This window comes from Akkermansia sp. KLE1798, assembly GCF_001580195.1.
GTDB lineage: Bacteria > Verrucomicrobiota > Verrucomicrobiia > Verrucomicrobiales > Akkermansiaceae > Akkermansia > Akkermansia biwaensis.
In genome coordinates this window covers 57,379-76,259 of sequence record NZ_KQ971097.1, presented here as the reverse complement: position 1 = coordinate 76,259, position 18,881 = coordinate 57,379, and the positions used below count along the sequence as shown (strand labels likewise).

Annotated in this window: 17 protein-coding genes; 14 read left to right on the top strand and 3 right to left on the bottom strand. The window is 58.1% G+C overall.

Going from position 1 to position 18,881, the window contains the following annotated elements; all coding sequences use genetic code 11:
- Positions 1 to 5: 5 nt before the first annotated feature.
- From rplF to HMPREF3039_RS11950, 14 genes are all read left to right on the top strand, one after another.
- On the top strand, positions 6 to 545 hold the full coding sequence (gene rplF, locus HMPREF3039_RS12020) for a 50S ribosomal protein L6 (RefSeq protein WP_067572230.1): 540 nt from the start codon (positions 6 to 8) through the stop codon (positions 543 to 545).
- 35 nt (positions 546 to 580) lie between these two features.
- On the top strand, positions 581 to 943 hold the full coding sequence (gene rplR, locus HMPREF3039_RS12015; protein ID WP_067572232.1) for a 50S ribosomal protein L18: 363 nt from the start codon (positions 581 to 583) through the stop codon (positions 941 to 943).
- Positions 944 to 959: 16 nt separating this feature from the next.
- A complete protein-coding gene (rpsE, locus tag HMPREF3039_RS12010; RefSeq protein WP_082770119.1) occupies positions 960 to 1,631 on the top strand; it encodes a 30S ribosomal protein S5 in 672 nt (223 codons plus the stop codon).
- A gap of 63 nt (positions 1,632 to 1,694) precedes the next feature.
- Positions 1,695 to 2,153, top strand: a complete 459-nt coding sequence (rplO, locus tag HMPREF3039_RS12005) for a 50S ribosomal protein L15 (RefSeq protein WP_067572234.1) — start codon at positions 1,695 to 1,697, stop codon at positions 2,151 to 2,153.
- A 164-nt stretch (positions 2,154 to 2,317) separates the two neighbouring features.
- Complete coding sequence (secY, locus tag HMPREF3039_RS12000; protein ID WP_231863928.1) at positions 2,318 to 3,796, top strand: preprotein translocase subunit SecY; 1,479 nt, start codon at positions 2,318 to 2,320, stop codon at positions 3,794 to 3,796.
- A gap of 35 nt (positions 3,797 to 3,831) precedes the next feature.
- Complete coding sequence (locus HMPREF3039_RS11995) at positions 3,832 to 4,482, top strand: adenylate kinase family protein (RefSeq protein WP_067572374.1); 651 nt, start codon at positions 3,832 to 3,834, stop codon at positions 4,480 to 4,482.
- Between the two features lie 13 nt (positions 4,483 to 4,495).
- Positions 4,496 to 5,293 (top strand): type I methionyl aminopeptidase, encoded by a 798-nt coding sequence (gene map, locus HMPREF3039_RS11990; RefSeq protein ID WP_067572238.1) that lies wholly within the window; start codon positions 4,496 to 4,498, stop codon positions 5,291 to 5,293.
- Positions 5,294 to 5,314: 21 nt separating this feature from the next.
- A complete protein-coding gene (locus HMPREF3039_RS11985; protein WP_067572240.1) occupies positions 5,315 to 6,382 on the top strand; it encodes an acyltransferase family protein in 1,068 nt (355 codons plus the stop codon).
- Positions 6,383 to 6,546: 164 nt separating this feature from the next.
- On the top strand, positions 6,547 to 8,103 hold the full coding sequence (locus HMPREF3039_RS11980) for a Ppx/GppA phosphatase family protein (RefSeq protein WP_067572241.1): 1,557 nt from the start codon (positions 6,547 to 6,549) through the stop codon (positions 8,101 to 8,103).
- Positions 8,104 to 8,136: 33 nt separating this feature from the next.
- Positions 8,137 to 10,227: a polyphosphate kinase 1 gene (gene ppk1 / locus HMPREF3039_RS11975; RefSeq protein WP_067572243.1), complete on the top strand. Its 2,091-nt coding sequence runs from the start codon at positions 8,137 to 8,139 to the stop codon at positions 10,225 to 10,227.
- 328 nt (positions 10,228 to 10,555) lie between these two features.
- A complete protein-coding gene (locus HMPREF3039_RS11970; protein WP_067572245.1) occupies positions 10,556 to 11,851 on the top strand; it encodes a hypothetical protein in 1,296 nt (431 codons plus the stop codon).
- A 693-nt stretch (positions 11,852 to 12,544) separates the two neighbouring features.
- On the top strand, positions 12,545 to 13,630 hold the full coding sequence (locus tag HMPREF3039_RS11960; RefSeq protein ID WP_067572249.1) for a glycosyltransferase: 1,086 nt from the start codon (positions 12,545 to 12,547) through the stop codon (positions 13,628 to 13,630).
- A gap of 21 nt (positions 13,631 to 13,651) precedes the next feature.
- A complete protein-coding gene (locus HMPREF3039_RS11955) occupies positions 13,652 to 14,812 on the top strand; it encodes a glycosyltransferase family 2 protein (RefSeq protein WP_067952154.1) in 1,161 nt (386 codons plus the stop codon).
- On the top strand, positions 14,799 to 15,905 hold the full coding sequence (locus tag HMPREF3039_RS11950; RefSeq protein WP_067572253.1) for a glycosyltransferase family 2 protein: 1,107 nt from the start codon (positions 14,799 to 14,801) through the stop codon (positions 15,903 to 15,905). The genes HMPREF3039_RS11955 and HMPREF3039_RS11950 overlap by 14 nt, the downstream gene beginning before the upstream one ends.
- Positions 15,906 to 15,978: 73 nt before the next feature.
- On the opposite strand, the gene HMPREF3039_RS11945 is transcribed toward HMPREF3039_RS11950, so the two are convergent.
- From HMPREF3039_RS11945 to nagA, 3 genes are all read right to left on the bottom strand, one after another.
- Positions 15,979 to 16,542, bottom strand: coding sequence for a DJ-1 family glyoxalase III (locus tag HMPREF3039_RS11945; RefSeq protein ID WP_067572254.1), 564 nt, complete (start codon positions 16,540 to 16,542; stop codon positions 15,979 to 15,981).
- 51 nt (positions 16,543 to 16,593) lie between these two features.
- Entirely contained in the window at positions 16,594 to 17,637 is a 1,044-nt protein-coding gene (locus HMPREF3039_RS11940) for a biotin/lipoyl-containing protein (protein WP_067572256.1), read from the bottom strand.
- 84 nt (positions 17,638 to 17,721) lie between these two features.
- The gene (gene nagA / locus HMPREF3039_RS11935) at positions 17,722 to 18,870 is read right to left on the bottom strand and encodes an N-acetylglucosamine-6-phosphate deacetylase (RefSeq protein ID WP_067572258.1); all 1,149 of its coding nucleotides are present in this window, start codon (positions 18,868 to 18,870) and stop codon (positions 17,722 to 17,724) included.
- Between the last annotated feature and the right edge of the window lie 11 nt (positions 18,871 to 18,881).

The window sequence follows — 18,881 nt, the reverse complement described above, 5'->3', positions numbered from 1 at the left end:
ATCATATGTCCCGAGTTGGTAAAAAATCCATCACATTGCCGGACAAGGTAACGGTAAAGGTTAACGGCTCCTCCGTACAGGTGGAAGGCCCCAAGGGCAAGCTTTCCTGGACTCTCCCGGAAGGCATTACCGCTACCGTTGAAGGCAATCAGCTGTCCGTTGACCGCGCCGGCGAAAGCCGCCAGCTTCGCGCCCTGCACGGCACGAACCGTTCTCTTCTGAACAACATGGTCATCGGCGTTTCCGAAGGCTTCGTCAAGAACCTTGAAATCGTCGGCGTCGGTTTCCGTGCCGCCGTCAAGGGCAACATACTGGACCTGAACCTGGGCAAGTCCCATCCGATCAACCAGGTGATTCCCGAAGGCCTCAAGGTGACCGTGACCGAAAACACGAAAGTGACGGTCGAAGGCATCGACAAGCAGGTCGTAGGCCAGTTTGCCGCTGAAGTCCGTGCGTACTATCCCCCGGAACCCTACAAGGGCAAGGGTGTGCGCTTCGCCGGTGAAGTTATCCGCCGCAAGGAAGGCAAGAGCGTCGGTAAGTAATTCAGGTAATAACTATTGCAACATATTTATACACGATGAGTACTATCAATCGCAAAGCCGTCCGCGCCAAGGTGCACCGCCGCATCCGCAGAAAGCTCTCCGGTACGGCTTCCCGCCCCCGGCTGGCTGTCTATTTCTCCAACCGTCACGTCTATGCCCAGATCATCGACGACACGGTGGGCAAGACAATCTGCTCCGCGTCCACGGCCGATGCCTCCATCGCCGACCCTTCCAAGCTCGCCAACTGCGCTTCCGCCGTCAAGGTGGGCAACCTGATCGGCGAACGTGCGAAGGCCGCCAACGTCACCGAAGTCGTCTTCGACCGCGGTGGGTTCAAGTTCTGCGGCAAGGTGAAGGCCCTGGCCGACGCCGCCCGTGAAACTGGTTTGAAATTCTAATTGAAAGATTCCCTAAATGAATAACGAAACGGAAAACACTGCTCCTGCCACGGAAGCTCCCGCTCCCGCCCAAGCGCAGCAAACCGCACCTGCCGGTCGCGACTTCCGCGGCCCCCGCGGTCCCCGTCGTGACGGTCAGAATGGACGCGGCCCCCGTGGTCCGCGCCGTGACGGACGCCGTGGCCCCCAGGCTGAAGCTCCTGTTGAAGAAGGTCCCCAGCTGGCTGAAAAGGTTGTGTTCATCAACCGCTGCGCCAAGGTCGTCAAGGGCGGCCGCCGCTTCTCCTTCTCCGCCCTCGTCGTGAGCGGCGACATGGAAGGCCGCGTAGGATTCGGCTTCGGCAAGGCTAACGAAGTGGCCGACGCCATCCGCAAGGCTACGGAATCCGCCAAGCGTCAGCTTCGTCCCGTGTCCATCGTCAACGGCACGATTCCGCATGAAGTCTATTCCGAATTCGGCGGCGGCAAGGTGCTCCTGAAGCCCGCCTCCCCCGGTACCGGTCTGATCGCCGGCAACACCATCCGTGCCGTGCTGGAAGCAGCCGGCGTGCGCGACATTGTTGCCAAGTCTCTCGGCTCCTCCAACCACGCCAACGTGGTGAAGGCCACCCTGCAGGCTCTCGCTTCCCTGCGTACGAGCGACCAGGTGCTTGCCGACCGCGGCAAGAAGAAGGAAAAGGCCATCTAATTTGACAAGGAGGCGGCAGCCCCGCGCCGCCGCCTCCACGACAACCCAACCATTGTAAATAACATGTTACAGCTTCATTCTATCCAGCCCAATCCGGGCGCCAAGCACCGCAAGAAGCGTCTTGGCAACGGGGAAAGCTCCGGTCTTGGCAAGACTTGCGGCAAAGGCAACAAGGGCCAGAAGGCTCGTTCCGGCGGCACCATCCGCCCGGGATTTGAAGGCGGCCAGATGCCCCTTCACCGCCGTCTGCCCAAGAAGGGGTTCAACAACACCCGCTTCCAGGACAAAATCCTCATCGTCAACCTCTCCCAGCTCGAACGCGTGTTTGAAGCCGGTGCCACGGTTGATGAAAACTCCCTGCGCGCCGCCAAGCTCGTCCAGGGCCCCTGTGACGCCGTGAAACTTCTCGGCAACGGGACTCTGACCAAGAGCCTGAACGTGATCGTGGACTTCGTGAGCGCCAGCGCCCGCGAAAAGGTCGTCCAGGCCGGTGGCTCCGTCACTGCGCTTAGCGAGGCCTAATCACATTTGGCGAACCGGGTCATGCAGCTTGACCCGGTTCGCATCATTGTGTTTACTGTTGCGGCCCCCATGGATGCCCCGGGTACAAGCCGCCGCGACAGGGACTTAAAGCTGCGCGACAACTTTTATATAACAGGACCATGATATCCGCATTTGCAAACTCCATGAAAGTACCGGAGCTCAGGCACCGGATTTTGTTCACATTGGCGATGATCGTCGTTGTCCGCCTCGGGGTGCAGATACCCCTGCCGGGCATTGACGTCATGGAGCTGCAAAAGGTGATTGAAGCCTCCGCCAATGCCAGCGGCCCCGGCGCGGGACTGGCTACCGTCCTGACTATCTTTTCCGGCGGCGGTTTGCAGCAGTGCGGCATTTTTGCCCTCGGCATCATGCCCTATATCTCCGCTTCCATCATGACCCAGCTTCTTTCCGCCGTGGTTCCCCAGTGGGCCAAGATGGTGCGGGAGGAAGGCGGACGCCAGAAAATGACCAAATGGACGCGTGCCATTGCCATCGTCATTGCCATCGTGCAGGGCTGGTTCCTGGTAGGCACCCTGGAGCATCCTGACCGCTTGAAATCCCTGGGTCTCAACATTCCCGCGGACTGCCAGCTTGTCATCAATCCCGGCATGCAGTTTGCGCTGATGACCGTGCTCATCATGGTGGCCGGCACCATGTTCCTGATGTGGATCGGTGACCAGATCACGGAGCGTGGCGTAGGCAACGGCGTCTCCCTCATTATCTCCGTCAACATCATTCACGCCCTCCCCGGCGCGGTCACCCTGGCGTGGAAGACCCTCGTGTACAAGGACGGAGCGGTTGTCCCCATGGGCGCCATGCTGCTCGTGGCCCTGATAGCCTTCCTGATCATCGTCGTGGCCCTCGTCGTCACGGTGACGCAGGCCCAGCGGCGAATACCCGTGCAGTACGCCAAACGGGTCATGGGCAACAAAATGTTCAGCGGGGCCACGCAGTACCTGCCGCTCAAGCTCAACTACTCCGGCGTGATGCCCGTCATTTTTGCCACGGCCATTCTGTCCCTGCCGCAGGTACTCTTCTCTCAGATCGCCCATTACAACACCACGCTGCAGTGGATTGCCACCAAGATGAACGACTGGATGAACCCCGCTTCCTCCGGCTACTACATCATTTCAGCCCTCATGATCTTCTTCTTCTCCTACTTCTGGGTGGCTACCATGTTCCAGCCCTCCCAGATCGCGGAAGACCTGAAACGCAACGGCGGCTATATCCCCGGCATTCGTCCCGGCCCCCCCACCGCCCTTTTCCTGGACCAGACCATGCAGAGGCTGACTTTTGCCGGCTCCGCTTTCCTGACCCTCATCTATTTCCTGCCGTACCTGCTAAACATCGGCGGCAGCATCCCCTATCTGGTTACCCAGTTCTTCGGCGGCACCAGCCTTCTGATTCTCGTCGGCGTGCTGCTTGACATGATGCGCCAGGTGGAAACCACGCTCCTTTCCCGCAACTACGATGGCTTCCTGAAGAAAGGCAAGCTCAAGGGCAAATACGGCCATGTCCAGGGCACCGGCTCCGCCGCAGGCAGCCGTACGGTCGCTGCGATGTGGATCGTCATCGCCGTGCTTGTACTGGCCGGGGCCGTAGCATATAATGCCATGCATTGAAGCAGCGCTTCACAACCTTTCTGAAAGTGACAGACATGAAGGATCTCAAGCATTTTATTCTGGTTGGGGCTCCCGCATCCGGCAAAGGAACCCAGGGACGGTTCCTGACCGATACTTTCAATCTGAATTCCCTGAGCACGGGTTCCATGCTGCGGCGGGAGATTGAATCCTGCACGGAGCTGGGCCGCAAGGCGCTCAGCTATATGGACAAGGCCATGCTGGTGCCGGACGAGATCGTCAACGACATGGTGCGCGGCTGGCTTTCCGAGGTGGACAACGATGCCTGGCTGCTGGACGGCTATCCCCGTACCGTCGCCCAGGCGGAGGCCCTGGACCATTTCCTGACCCAGCGCGGAACCGCCGTGGACGTGGTCGTCTGGATGGACGTAGCCAGGGAGCTCATCGAACAGCGCATCCTGCGCCGCCGGGAATGCTCCACCTGCGGCTACGTGGTACAGACCCCCGATGAAGTGTGCACCAGGTGCGGCGGAAAGATGGTCTCCCGCAAGGATGACAACTTGGAATCTTTCGCGCGCCGATGGAAAGACTTTGAGGCCATGACCCTCCCGGTGGCCAAATATTACGAAGCGCGCGGCATGGTGGTCAAGATGACCGTGACCGAGGAACGGGAGCCTTCCGAGGTTTCCCGCGATCTGGCCCGCAAGCTGGAGGAATACCGACAATAGAAAACCGAATCTCATGGCAGAACGAATCCACATCAAGTCTCCCGGTGAAATCGCCAAGATGCAGAAAGCCGGGGCCGTCACGGCGGAAATCTTGATGGAGATCGGGGCGGAGGTCCATGCGGGCCGTACGACGCGGGAAATAGACGACATTGCGCGTGAGATTTTCAAGAAGCACAAGGTAGGCAACGCCTTTTACCAGTACCGCGGTTTTCCCGGCCAGCTTTGCATTTCCGTGAATGAGGAAGTCGTGCACGGCAGCGGCGGCCCCCGCCGTATTGAAAACGGTGATATTGTGAGCCTGGACGTGGGCGCTATTGTGGACGGCTGGTATGGAGACAACGCCATGACCGTGCCCGTGGGCATGGTGGCTCCTGAAACGCTCCGCCTTCTGGCCGCCACGGAGGAATCCCTGTTCCGCGCCATCGAACTGGTGAGGCCCGGAGCCCTGCTGGCGGACGTGTGCGGCGCGGTGGAAGCCTTTGTGCGGCCTCGCGGCTTTACGGTGGTGAGGGACTTTGTCGGCCACGGCATAGGCCGCCATTTGCACGAGGAGCCCCAGATTCCGAATTACCGCCCCCATTACAAACTGCCGCGCCTGAAAAAGGGCATGGCTCTGGCGATTGAACCCATGGTAAACGCCGGCAGACCTTCCGTCAAAATCCTGGATGACGGCTGGACGGTGATCACGGCGGACGGCAAGCCCTCCGCCCACTTTGAACATACCGTCATCGTGACAGACGGCGCACCCCTCATTGTGACGGAGCGCCCCCGGATTGCGCTTCCCGAACAGCTCGGGATTGCTCCCCTCTAAAATCCTGACGGAAAGGGAATCATGACGCCTGCCGCCCCCATTCCCGATTCCGTGATTTTTGAAAAAACGGCCACTCACCGCATGGTCTGGGTGGACGTGGCGCGGGTCGTTGCCTGCATCCTGATCATTGCCAATCACATGGCTTTTTATTCGGCGGAACTCTACCGCTGGGTCTGGGCGGAGTTTCTGGCGGCGCGCACCCCTTTCTTTCTGCTGGTTGCCGGATATTTTGTCGGGCGCGGTTCGTTCGGTTCCCTGGACGGACGTCTTTTCCTGTGGAAGCGCAGCTGGTTTCTGCTGCGTCCCTATCTGATCTGGGGAATGGCCGCGGCCGTCCTGATCGGCTGGTCTCCTCTGCATGAATATTATGAGTCCTACGTTCCCCTGTACGCGTGGCTGCGCGGGGAGCCGGGAAGCGGCTTCTGGCCTGCTCTGGCGGCGTTTGCGCGCTGCATGGGCATTGCGGGGCATCCTGTGGACGCCCCCATGTGGTTCCTCCGGGACATCATCATTTATACCGCCGTGGCTCCTCTCCTGCACCGGCTGGGAAGCTATCTGCTCTGGGTGGGGCTGCTCATGCTTTCCCTGAATTATTTTGCGCTGGACCTGGCGGACCATGACTATCCCATTGCCAACAGTCTCGGCTTTTTTCTGCTGGGAATGTTCATTTCCCGCTATCCCCTGACGGATTTGACGGCCGCCGTGCGCCGGTACGCCGTATCCTTCCTTCTCTGTACGCTGGTGCTTACCTGGTGGCTGGTAGGCCACAGGGACCAGCACAATTCCATGCTCATTGCGCTGGGCATGCTGGGTTTGATGTCCCTCGCCATTTTGTTCACGGAGTGGTTCCCGCGCGCCGCCCGTTGGGTCGCGGGGCTTGCTCCGGCCTGCTTCTTCATCTTTGGGACGCATTACATTGTCATCATTCTGCTGCGGGAAAGCGGCTGGATCACGTTGAAGGGAACCTCCTGGGACGTTCTCTGGCTTTGCCTGGTGCCTGTCATTTTCAGCGTACTGGCGGGGCTGTTCTTCTGCATGAGGCGGCTTGTCCCGCGCCTGGTGCCTGTGCTGGCCGCCTATGGGAAGTAGGCCCCCGGAAAAGCCGGGGCCCCGCCGGAAAAAGGAGCCGCGCTTATCTCTTGCCGTCAAATGGCAAATCCCTTATTCTTCCATTTGCTGGAAGGGCCGGCGTGACATTGTTGTCACGCCGCCGTTCTTGTCGTACGGCAGGGGAAACAATACATGGTAAGGCAATGATGCAAGGCGATCAGGTTCAGGATTCTGAAATATCAACGCAGGCGGTTATCTACCTGGGGCCCAGTTCCATGAGCCTGATGGTGGCGGAGGTGGTTCAGGACAGGATGCGCATGCTGGATTTTCTCCAGCAGCCCGTTCCCATGGCGCGGGATATTTTCCGCCTTCACCGCATTTCCCGCCATACGATGGACCGCTGCGTGCAGATCATCGGGGATTACCTGGAAATTCTCAAGGAATATGGAACAGGCGCCCGGCTTTCCGTCCGGCTGATGATCTCCAACATCATCTCGGAAGCGGACAATGTGGACGTATTCGTAAACCGGATGCACGTGGCCCACGGCTTGCGCGGCCGCCGCATTGACGACGGCAAGATGACACGCCTCATTTATGTGAAGGTGCAGGAAACACTGGCACGGTATCCCGGATTCAGCAAGAAGAAGGTGCTGGTGGTCCATACCGGACCGGGAAATACCCGCGTGCTTCTGTTCCAGAAGGGGCGCATCATGCGCTATTCCTGCTACCGTCTGGGAACGCACCGCACGGGCGAGGCCGTCGGAGAGATCGAATACGGGGACGACGTCACGGAACTTTCCCTGCTCCGGGAGCACATGCGCGGGCAGGTGGACCAGATCTGCCTGGATTACGGCGGCGTCAAGGGGCTGGCCGGCCTGGTTGTCATCGGGCAGGAAATGCAGCAGTTGCGGGAGCGCCTGAATCCGTCTGCGGAGGGCAAGGTTTCCTGCCCCGCGCTGGTGGCGGAAGCCGAAAAAATGTCCCGCACGACCATGGAGCAGCGCATGAACGTTTACGGCGCCGACTTTGCCGGGGTGGATTCCCTGCTGCCCGCCGTGCTGATGACGGAGATGATCGCCCGCAGCCTGGACCTGAATGACGTCATCATTCCCGACAGCGGCTATGACGAGGAATTTCTCGGCAGTCTTATTCGCGCGGAACGGCATCCGGAGGATCTGGAGGCGGAAGTTCTGCATTTTGCCGGCATTTTGGCGGACAGGTACAAGGCGGACAAGGGGCACCGGGAACATGTGGCGCACCTGTGCATGGAAATGTTCGACCAGCTTCAGGACCTGCACCGCCTTTCGGAGCATGACCGGCTGCTGCTGGAGGTAGCCTCCATCCTCCATGAAGTGGGGTCTTTCATCAGCCAGCAGAACCACCAGCTTCATTCCCAATACATCATTCTGAACAGTGAAATCTTCGGTCTTTCGCGCGACGACGTGGAAACCGTGGCCCTGCTGGCCCGTTACCACCGGCATGAAGTCCCTTCCAATTCCGATCCCATGTACGGGGAGCTGGAACTCACGGACCGCATGCGCGTGGCGAAAATGGCCGCCATCCTGCGCGTGGCGGATGCCCTGGAGCGCGGGCACGCCCAGCGCGTGAACGGCGTCAGGGCCCATATCCGCGGCCGGATGCTGGAACTGGAACTTCAGGGCGTGCGGGAAACCGCCGTGGAAGACCTGGCCCTGCGGCTGAAGGGCGACTTGTTTGCGGACATTTTCGGCTATGACGTCGTGCTGGTTCCGCAGAGGTGACCCTGCTGCAGTAATTCTCATCTCCTTTTTCCCATGTCTAACGAATACATCAACAGAGAACTTTCCTGGCTGGAATTCAACCAGCGTGTGCTGGACCAGGCCGTGCGGACGGACCTTCCTCTTCTGGAACGGCTCAAGTTCCTGGCCATTACCGCCTCCAACCTGGACGAATTTTTCATGGTGCGCGTGGGCGGCCTCCAAATGCTCAGGCATTCCGGTTCCCGCGTGAAGGACATTTCCGGAATGACTCCGACCCGCCAGTTGAAAGCCATCCGTACCCGTGTGGGGCGCATGATTGAAGACCAGTACCGGCTTTTCCATGAGGAAATCCTGCCGTGGATGGAAGTCAACGGCATTAATCCCCTGGCTCTGGAAGACCTCAGCACCTCCCAGAAGCTGACGCTGGAACAATATTTCAACAACCAGATTTTCCCCCTCCTGACGCCGCTGGACATGGATGCGCCGGAAGCTCCGGCCCTCCCGTCCCTCAAGCTCCTGATGGGGGTGGAATTGCGGGACAATGAGACCGGGGACGTACGCGTGAGCGTGGTGGCCCTCCCGGACGGCCTGCCGCGCCGCGTTCCCGTGCCTTCTGCGGAAACGGAGCGCTACGTGATGCTGGAAGACCTGGTGCGGGAATGCATAGGTTCCGTTTTCCCGGGAGAAACCGTTCTTTCCGCCGCCGTGTTCCGCGTCACGCGCAATGGAGATATCGCCGTGCAGGAGGAAGATGCGCTGGACCTGGCGGATGAAATGGAAGAAGTGCTTGTGGCCCGTAAATTCTCCGAGTGCGTACGGCTGGAAATAGAATCTTCCGCTCCCGTTCCCCTTCATGACCGGATCATGCAGATCGTCGGCGCAGGCAAGGAGGAGACCTACGACCTCAAGGGGCCTTTGATGCTTTCCGACTTCATGGAAATGGCCTTTGCCCCCGGCAATGACCAGCTCAAGGTGGAGCAATGGTCTCCGCAGCCGTCGCCCGCGGTGGATCCCGCCGTCAGCATCTTTGAAAACATCGCCAACGGGGACATTCTGCTCAACCATCCTTATGAAAGTTTTGAGCCGGTCCTGCGTCTGGTGGAGGAAGCGGCGGAAGATCCGGACGTCATCGCCATCAAGCAGGTGCTGTACCGTACCGCCAGGAATTCCCGCATCGTGGCCGCACTGAAAAAGGCGGCGGAGAGCGGCAAGCAGGTGACGGCGCTGGTGGAATTGAAGGCCAGGTTTGACGAAGCGCGCAATCTGGAAAAGGCGGAGGAACTCCAGCGCTCCGGCGTGCAGGTGGTTTATGGCGTCAAGGGGCTGAAAACCCATGCAAAAATCTGCCTGGTCGTACGCAGGGAACAGGGCATGCTGCGCCGCTATTGCCATTTCGGCACGGGAAATTACAATGAAGTCACGGCCAAGATTTACACGGATATTTCCTACCTCACCTGCGATGACCAGCTCGGGGCGGACGCCTCCCAGTTCTTCAATTCCGTGACGGGCCGCACCAAACTCATGCGGTTCCGCAAGCTGTACCCCTCTCCGGCGCTGATGAAGGCCCGTCTCATTGAATTGATTGAGGGGGAGGCGGAGCGCGCCCGGCAGGGCGAACCCGCACGAATTTCCGCCAAGATGAACAGCCTTCAGGATGTGGAAATCATTGACGCCCTGTACAGGGCCGCCGATGCCGGAGTGGACATTGAACTGAACGTGCGCGGCATCTGCTGCTTGAAAACGGGGCCGCGTCCCAACGGGAAAGTCATCCGTGTCGTCAGCATTGTGGACCGCTATCTGGAACATGCCCGCATTTTCTTCTTCCACCACGGCGGCAACCATCAGCTCTTTATCGCCAGCGCGGACTGGATGACCCGCAATCTGGATAAGAGGGTGGAACTCATGGTTCCGGTGATCAACGGCAGGCTGGCGCGGCGCCTCAAGTCCATTCTGGATGCCTGCTTCAGGGATAACGTGCAGGCGTGCAACATTCTGCCGGACGGCACTTCCGAGCACGTTGTGCGCAAAAAGGGCCAGAAGGCCTTCCGCCTGCAGCAGTACCTGACCAAGGAGGCGCGTCGGCTTGCCAAGGACAAGGAGCGGGAGCGCCAGCAAATGCTGGAGCCGCACAAGCCGCATGAGTAGCGAATGATTCCACGCGTTTCGCAAGAGCTGGGAGAGAGGAAGCGCGCTTGCCTTATTTCCGTCTGTTTGCAGGTACACGGGAGCCGGCATGAATGTCCTTTTTTTTATTTTGATAATGAGTATGTTGGATATATCCGGCCTTGATGCCGTCCCGTTGAAGAATGTCCGTCTTCGCCTCCGTAAGACCGTGCCTGCCGGGCGATTTTCTCCTTCCTGATGGCAGGGCGGAAATGGAGAATTTTGTCCGGACTTCTCAGGCCGGGAAGCCTGGCATCCTCCGGCATACGTTCAACAGGGAAAGGGCGTGGACATGTCTTCCTAGGAAGACATGTATATCCGCATCTTCTGTTTTCTTCTTGCGGCCCTGGTTCTGGGGCCTGTTTCCGCAAAGGCCGACGGCTCCGCCTGGAAAGCTTCCGGCCCTGCGGGGCCAGGTGCTGCCGTGAAGGCTCCCGAGCATCCGGCGGAGGACGGGCTTTATGCCCGGTTGAAGGAGATGCCCTATCTTTACAAGAACAAGGATTCGGAATTTCTGAACCAGTTCAAGCTTCTGCTGACCGGGCAGTATCAGGCGGCGTGGGTGGCTCCGTCCGGAGCCAACAAATTCCGGAAGGGTTCCGGCGGCCATGAGGATGAGTGGCGGCGCCTTCAGATCGGCTTTGAAGCCGTTTTCCTGAAAAACCGCCTGACTCTGCACAGTCTGACCAACATGGGGGAGACGGACGGCATGTACAAGCTGGAAAACGGCCGATGGAGCCGGACAAAGACGGACTGGGGCATTTTTGAGCTTTATCTCAAGTACAAGATCAACCCTTCCTTTTTTGTGCGCGCCGGAAAGATCACTACGAAGATGATGACCGAATTCCGGGAGACGGCCAGCGAGATCAAGACTCTGGAACGTTCGGACCTTGTCAACCAGCTCGGCAGCATTTCCAACTGGGGCGTCGTGCTGGAAAATCCGCGGCAGGATGTTCCCGTGGGGTGGGAAGCGGCTGTTTTCCTGAATGACACCAGTACCAGCCTGGCTCATGAAATCCAGTTCAATACGGAGGACAGTGCCTTTGCGAAAGCCTCCGTCCATATGGATGCCCGTGGCTTTCTGCCGGGGGAGAAAAGCCGTGTCTGGCTGACTTATGCGCATAATTTCACCCATTACGCGGGACGCGCCCTGCCGGAAGACTCCTACTATTCGGGGCTGGGGGCCAGGGATGTGGTGACGATGGACTGGGTAATGTCCCAGGGGAAGTTTTCCATGGTGACGGAGCTGATGTCCGGATTCCGCGTGGTGGGGGATGCCTACGGAGAGAATGTTTACGGGCTTGTCCTTCTGCCTTCCTACAGGTTTTCCCCCCATCTGGAGGGCATCTTCCGGTATCAGCTTTCCCATGGAAGGGATGCGGTCAAAATGTTTGTCCGCTACGTTCCCGCCGTGACGACTTATCCCAAATGGGTGAGTACGATGAACTCGTTTTACTTTGGGTTGAATTATTATGTGTTCCCGAAAGACCCGGACATGCTGAAATTCATGGTGGGCGGTGAATATACCGCTACCAGCGGCGCGCGCGGCGGAGCCAAATGTTTCGACGGCTGGACCTGGTTCACCGCCGTCCGTTTCCATTTCTGAACGGGGCAGGCTCATTCCTTCTCCATGAATTCTGATTCCGGGCGTTCTGCGCCGGTACGCAGGATGTGTTTGTAACAAACAAATTGTCATGCGGGGATTGATGTGTTACCGGGATTGGGATGGAAGAAGGCCCGCTCTTCTTTCATGCCCCTCACCCTGGCTACCCAGAACATGAAACTGCTGTATTTTCTCTGGTTGCCTGTTGTTGCCGCCTGTCTGCCCTCAGCCCGGACGGCGGATTTCCGCCTGTTGCCTTCCCTCTCCGCCCCTTCCATGAAGGCGGAATGTCCGCCAGGGAGAAAGTCCTGTTGTCTGTGAAGAAGCCTTATGCAGGAAATGATGAAAGAAGGAAGCCCGGTTTCATAATGAGGATGAATTCCGGTGCGTTGTGGAGAAAGTCTGAAACACGTCTGCAACTGCTTTTCTCCGTTATTCACAGTATGGGAAAATTTCTGCGGTAAAAACGCTTATGATGTGGATTTATCATACGGATTAGAAATTCGGAAGACTGTCGGCGATTTTTCCCAAGATAGGCTATCGGTTGTGAATAAGACAATTATGTTAAACCCTGGAAAGAAGCTCATGAGAAAATCTTTTTTCAGGAAAGTGCCTCTGGCAATGTGTATGCCCTTTTCAGCCTGGCTGTTTGGTTTGACTTCGGATTTCTAATCCGTTACATGAGGATTGCATTACATGGCGGTAACCGTATCCATCATTGTCCCCTGTTATAATGTAGCTCCTTATGTGGATGCCTGCATGGACAGCCTGGTGCGCCAGACTCTCCGGGATATTGAAATTATTTGTGTGAACGACGGGTCCACGGACGGTACCCCGGCCTTGCTGCGCGCCTGGGAGGAACGGGACAGCCGCGTGCGGGTGATTGACCGGGAAAACGGTGGCCTTTCCGTGGCCCGTAATACCGGCATGGAGTTGGCGTCCGGGGAATACATCGGCTTTGTGGACCCGGACGACTACGTGGAACATTCCATGTATGCCCGTCTGCTGGAAGAAGCCCGCAGGCATGATGCGGAGATTACCGCATGTGGTTATACTGGTTTTTCCGATGGCGATGGAATGGTACTGGAGGAATGGTGCTGGTCTCCGGTTGCCGGAGTGGAAGAAAAATTGCAGTCAAGCGTGTTTCATGAGGATTCCGTTTGGAAGAGGATGGGCGTTTTAGCTTGGAACAAACTGTACAAAAAAGAATTTCTGGACAAATACGGCCTTCGTTTTGAGCCTTCTTTCAGAAAGGGGGAGGATGATGTATTCTATCTGATGCTGCTTGCACATGCAAACCGTTTGGCTGTGATACCGGACCGGCTTTACTGGTACCGCAAGCAGAGGGAGGGCGCTATTTCACGTGCGTGGGAAGAATGTGGCTGCCCTTGCACGCTGGATGTGGAGCGCCTGGTCCATGCAACGGTTTATTGGAAAAAAGTCGGCTGGCTGGATTCCGGGTTGGAGAGAGGATGGGTGTTGCATGCCTTGTGGTATTATCTTTTGAAACGCCTGGTGCCTGCGCACAAGCCGCTTCCACAGTTAAGTGGGGAGGAATGGGAATGGCTGCACGGCAAGTGCCGGGAGTGGTTTTCTTTGGTGGGGAACGTGGAAAGGCTCGGAAAGCTGGATAAATGGGAAACTTCCTTCTGCCATTTGCTGGGCTGTCCCGCGGAACATCCCGGCTGGATGGCCCGTATCCGATGGAAACTTCTTTCCCACCGCCGCGGTCGCCGGGGCCGCTATTATACCCTGCGGATGCTTTTAACCGCCCATAAATGAAACAATTATCTTTTCACATTCATGACTGTTGCCGTATCCATCATCGTTCCCTGTTATAATGTAGCTCCGTATCTGGATGCCTGCCTTGACAGTTTAGTGAACCAGACCATGCCGGATATTGAAATTATCTGCGTGAACGACGGCTCTACGGATGATACCCCGGCCCTTTTAAGTGCATGGGCGCGGCGGGACAGCCGCATTCGGGTCATTGACCGCGAAAACGGGGGACAGGGCGCCGCCCGCAACACCGGCATGGATGTGGCCGAAGGGGAATATATCGGCTTTGCAGATCCGGACGACTATGTAGAGCATTCCATGTATGCACGCCTGCTGGAAGAGGCCCGCAGGCATGATGCGGACATCACGGCGTGCGGCTATGCCGGTTTTTCCGACCATGATGGGAAATTGCTGGAAAAATGGAGCCGGTCTCCGGCCGCCGGAGTGGAGGAAAACGTGAAATCCAGTTCATTCCATCTGAACGCCCTCTGGATGCGGACGGATGTCGTTGTCTGGAACAAGTTGTACAGGAAAGACTTTTTAAACAGGCACCATCTCCGGTTTGAAACCTCATTCCGGGCCGCGGAGGATGATGTTTTTTGCCTGATGCTGCTGCCGCATGCAACCCGCGTAGCTGTGATTCCGGACCGCCTGTACTGGTACCGCAGGCAGCGGGAAGGTTCCATTTCCTCCTCCTGGGACGAGCGGGGAGCCCCTTTCATGATTGCCGTGGAACGGTTGATGCATGCGACGGAGTATTGGAAGAAGGTCGGCTGGCTGGATTCCGGGCTGGCTCAGGGCTGGGTTTCCCAGGCACTGCGGGTTTATTTGCTGGGCCATTTTCTGGCCCAGGATTATCCTCTGCCACAGTTGAGTGAGGCGGAGTGGGCCTTGCTCCGTGCCAGATGCCGGAAGTGGTTTGCGATGGTGGGAAATATGGATGCTTTCCGGTCCCTGGGAAAATGGGATTTTGCCTTTTGCCGTTTGCTTGCCGCTCCGCCGGAAGGAGCCGGCTGGCTGTCACGCGCATCGTGGAAGTTCCTTTCCCGTTGCCGTGGGCGCCGCGGCCGTTATTACGAAGTATGCTGGAGACTGTCTCTCCCGGAAGGGAAGGGAGGGGAAAAAACTGCGGCCCTGGAAATTGCTGCCGGTGAAGAGCATGAGGAGCTGAATGATGAGAGTTGAATCTTCCATAAGTGGTACGGTTTCCGTTATTCTGCCTTGCTACAATGTAGCTCCGTATCTGGACCAGTGCCTGGAAAGCCTGGTCCGCCAAACCTGGGAGTCCCTGGAAATCATCTGTATCAATGACGGCTCCACGGATGGGACATTGGCCGTGCTTCACTCGTGGGCGGCAAGAGACCGCCGCATCCGGGTGGTTGACCGGGAAAACGGCGGGCAGGCCTCTGCCCGCAATGTTGGCATGGATATGGCTTCTGGCGAATACATCGCGTTTGCCGACCCGGATGATTATGTGGAACATTCCATGTATGGCCGTCTGATGGAGGAAATTTGGACGCATGATGCTGATGTTGTGGCTTGCGGATATACCAGTTTTTCCGATGAAAACGGCTCCGTGCTGGAAGAGTTGAGCAGGTCCCCCGGTTTCGGTGTGGAGAAGGAGGCGCGGTCAAGTTTTTTCCATGCGGATTCCGTCTGGATGAAGATGGACGTCGTTACGTGCAATAAGTTGTATAAAAAGGAATTCCTGAATAAATGCGGAGTTCGTTTTGAACCTTCCTTCAGAAGGGGGGAGGATGACGTATTCTGGCTGATGGTGCTGCCGTATGCCGGGTGCCTCGTTGTGGTACCTGACCGGTTGTACTGGTACCGCAGGAAGAGGCAAGGAACCGTTTCCCATGCGTGGGAGGAACAGGGATGCCCCTATTCATTGGATATGGCCCGGCTGGAATACGTAACCGCCTGCTGGGAGCAGATCGGCTGGCTGGATGCCGCTGTGAGCCGGGGATGGCTGGCCCATATCATGAAGCGTTATTTGTTGTCCCACGTCACTTCCGGAGAGGAAATTTTCCAAAAGCTGAATAAGCAGGAAAGCCAAGCTTTGGTGCAGCGCTGCCGGAAATGGCTGCACGGCATGGAAACAGGCGCTGACCCCGTGGGATTAAACAAGTGGGACCGCGCTTTTTGCCGCCTTTTGCGCGCAGAGCCTGTGAAAGCCAATCCGGTTGCTGGAATTTACAACAGGCTCATGTCGGGATGCAGCGGCAGGCGCGGGCGGTACTACCGCCTCAAGTCCCTGATATCCAGTTTATCCTGAGAAATACTCTTCCGCAAGAGAACATGACCTTTTTGATTTTCTGCCGTGCGCCCGCTGTTCCTGTTACCGGGGATTACACCCCGGTGTAGCACATTTGCTCCTTGAGCTGGGCTACCTGGAGGTCTTCTCCCAGATATTCCCCGATGGAGTAGCCGAAGAGCATGGCGGCTCCGGGGCCGTTGGCCGTGAGCATGTTGCCGTCAAGAACGACGTTTTCATCCTTGACGATGCGGGCTCCCGCCTCGTTCAGTTCACGGTACACGTCCTGGGCGGGGTAGGCGGTAATTTCCCTGTCCTTGACCAGTCCGGCTTTTGCCAGAACGATGGGAGCGGCGCAGATGGCGGCCACCAGCTTGCCCGCTTCATGCATTTTTTTTACCAGATGAATGACTTCCGGCGTATCCCGAAGAATCCAGGAGGCCGCCCCGCCGGGCAGGACCAGGGCATCCAGCTTGTCGGCATGGAGCTTGTCCAGCATGGTGTCCGTGGTGACGGTTACGTCGTGGGCGCTGACCACCTTGTCTGATTGCACACCGGCAAGCAGGACTTCCATGTTCAGCCGGCGCAGAATGTCCAGCGGGGCAATGAGTTCGATTTCTTCAAATCCGGGCGCGGCAAGAATGGCGACTTTTTTCATGTTTGATGAGACAGAGTGGCGGGATGGAACGTTCAAGGAAACGGGCGGCCGTTACAGGAGCAGCAAGACCGGGTTTTCCAGCAGGGTCTTGAATTCGGCGGCGATTTTGGACGCCTTGCATTCCGGCAGGATGTTGGCGTTCACGTACAGGGTGACGGGCAGGATGAGCTTGGAAACGGGACGCCCCGCTTCAATGCCCGTCTTCGGCGTCGTGCCTCCGATGCTGATGATGCTGTGGGGCATGTCGCGTATGACGGAGCGCTGGGCTTCCACATTCACGCCGCTGTCGCAGAGCAGGATGTTGGGCGCCACGGTCCCCGGAGCGGGAGCACCGGATTTGGGTGCGGCGAACCGTTCCATGGCAATGTTGTAGATGGTCTTGGCGCCGGCGTTTTCAATGAGAACGTATTTTTCTCCCTTGTCCAGCACCATGAGCAGTTCCGCGGAAGCGTCTCCCGCCAGCCATTCCGGTTCGCTGAGGCATGCCTTTACGGCGGCGCGCACGACGTAGTCGAACAGGCTGTAGCGCCCCCCGATGAGTTTTTCACACTGGACGGCAATGGGCGTGCTGATGGCGGCCAGGTAGGACATGTTGGCCCCCAGGGTATAAAGATAAAAGTTGTCCACGCGCGTGGCATGGCGCGTATCCTTCGGCGCCAGGGGGGTCTGTACCTTCCGGGCTGGGCCTTCGGTCCTGCGGACTGCGGCGCGTACATCCGCCGCCATGATTCTGCCGTGCGGACCGGTGCCGTGCAGGCCGGCGGGGTCCACCCCGGCTTGCGCCGCCAGTTTGGCGGCCAGAGGACTGAGTTTCACCGCGGGGGAGGAAGGGGGACAGTCACAGGAGGCCGCACCGAATTCCGATTGCAGCAGGGCAATGGGAGTGCCTACGGCGGCTGTGGCGCCTTCCGGCACCAGGATTTCCGTCAGGGTTCCGTCCTCGCATGCCTGAAGTTCCACGTGGGCCTTTTCCGTTTCGATGTCGGCCAGGTGGTCTCCCACTTCCACAAAGTCTCCTATTTTTTTAATCCATCTCAGCACGATCCCTTCGTGCATGGAATCGGAAAGGCGGGGCATTTCAATGGTAATGGCCATGGAGAGTGAATATTGAATGTTGGAATATGGGAAAGTGCTGCGTGATGGAGCGGCAAGGCCGCCCCATCACACCAGTGTGCGCATTCAGGCGCTATATTTTTCTACGCCGTCGATGAACACCCTGGAGGTGTTGAAATCATCGTCCAGCAGGACCATGTCCGCCGTGAAACCGGGCGCGATCTTGCCGAGGCCTTCCAGTCCCAGGGACTGGGCCTGGTTCCAGGAGGTGGCCTTTACCAGCTCGCTGAGGGGCTTGCCGGTCAGGCGGTGTACGTTTTTCAGGCCGTGGGCGTATTTGAGGGTGCTGCCGGCCAGGGCGCCGGATTCCTGCAGGCGGGCCACGCCGTCCTTCACGATGATGGGCAGGCCGCCGAGGTCGCCGGGGCCGTCCGGCATCCAGGAACAGGCCAGGGAGTCCGTAATCATCATCATCTGGTCCGTTTCCTTGTTCTTGAATACGGTTTTAAGCATGTCCGCGCAGAGGTGGATGGTATCGCAAATGATTTCGATCTTGATTTCCCTGTCCAGCAGTCCGGAACCTACGAGTCCGATTTCACGGTGGTGCAGGGGGGACATCTGGTTGCAGTAGTGGGTCAGGTGAACCAGGCCGGCGGCTTTCGCCTTGTTGAAATCCTCGTGGGTAGCCGCGCTGTGGCCGGCGGAGCAGCGGATGCCTGCGGCGGATGCTTTCGAAATGAAGTCCACGGCGCCGGGCATTTCCGGAGCCAGGGAGACCAGCAGCACCTTGGCGATGGAATTGAGATTGGCTACTTCATCATAGTCCGGCTGGCGGACAAAGGCGGGGTTTTGCGCACCGCAGCACTTGGGATTGATGAACGGCCCTTCCAGATGAACGCCGGGGGTCTTCGCGAATTCCTGGTTTTTCATGTATTCCGCCACGGTGGCGCATACGTTTTCCAGTACCTTGGGAGACAGGGTGAGGGTGGTCGGCAGCCAGGAGGTGACGCCTTCCTTCATTTTGCATTCCGCGATGGTGCGCAGGCTTTCCAGCTTGGCGTCGCAGGTATCGCAGCCGCCGGCGCCGTGGCTGTGGATGTCGATGAATCCGGGAAGGAGCATCTTGCCTTCCGCGTCCACTACCTTGTCCGCCGCGGGAAGTTCACCTCCGGCGGGATAAACGGCGGTAATGACCGTTCCTTCGATTTCCACGGCTGCTCCGGGCAGGTCGATGCCGGGAGAGATGATGCGTGCGTTTTTAATGAGTGTTTTCATAAAAATAAATG

Coding starts and splice junctions, on each gene's coding strand:
- HMPREF3039_RS11970 (WP_067572245.1), top strand. CDS start 10,556: ATGTATATCCGCATCTTCTGTTTTCTTCTTGCGGCCCTGGTTCTGGGG.
- HMPREF3039_RS11985 (WP_067572240.1), top strand. CDS start 5,315: ATGACGCCTGCCGCCCCCATTCCCGATTCCGTGATTTTTGAAAAAACG.
- rpsE (WP_082770119.1), top strand. CDS start 960: ATGAATAACGAAACGGAAAACACTGCTCCTGCCACGGAAGCTCCCGCT.
- HMPREF3039_RS11945 (WP_067572254.1), bottom strand. CDS start 16,542: ATGAAAAAAGTCGCCATTCTTGCCGCGCCCGGATTTGAAGAAATCGAA.
- map (WP_067572238.1), top strand. CDS start 4,496: ATGGCAGAACGAATCCACATCAAGTCTCCCGGTGAAATCGCCAAGATG.
- HMPREF3039_RS11960 (WP_067572249.1), top strand. CDS start 12,545: ATGGCGGTAACCGTATCCATCATTGTCCCCTGTTATAATGTAGCTCCT.
- HMPREF3039_RS11955 (WP_067952154.1), top strand. CDS start 13,652: ATGACTGTTGCCGTATCCATCATCGTTCCCTGTTATAATGTAGCTCCG.
- secY (WP_231863928.1), top strand. CDS start 2,318: ATGAAAGTACCGGAGCTCAGGCACCGGATTTTGTTCACATTGGCGATG.
- nagA (WP_067572258.1), bottom strand. CDS start 18,870: ATGAAAACACTCATTAAAAACGCACGCATCATCTCTCCCGGCATCGAC.
- HMPREF3039_RS11980 (WP_067572241.1), top strand. CDS start 6,547: ATGATGCAAGGCGATCAGGTTCAGGATTCTGAAATATCAACGCAGGCG.
- HMPREF3039_RS11995 (WP_067572374.1), top strand. CDS start 3,832: ATGAAGGATCTCAAGCATTTTATTCTGGTTGGGGCTCCCGCATCCGGC.
- ppk1 (WP_067572243.1), top strand. CDS start 8,137: ATGTCTAACGAATACATCAACAGAGAACTTTCCTGGCTGGAATTCAAC.
- rplR (WP_067572232.1), top strand. CDS start 581: ATGAGTACTATCAATCGCAAAGCCGTCCGCGCCAAGGTGCACCGCCGC.
- HMPREF3039_RS11950 (WP_067572253.1), top strand. CDS start 14,799: ATGATGAGAGTTGAATCTTCCATAAGTGGTACGGTTTCCGTTATTCTG.
- HMPREF3039_RS11940 (WP_067572256.1), bottom strand. CDS start 17,637: ATGGCCATTACCATTGAAATGCCCCGCCTTTCCGATTCCATGCACGAA.
- rplF (WP_067572230.1), top strand. CDS start 6: ATGTCCCGAGTTGGTAAAAAATCCATCACATTGCCGGACAAGGTAACG.
- rplO (WP_067572234.1), top strand. CDS start 1,695: ATGTTACAGCTTCATTCTATCCAGCCCAATCCGGGCGCCAAGCACCGC.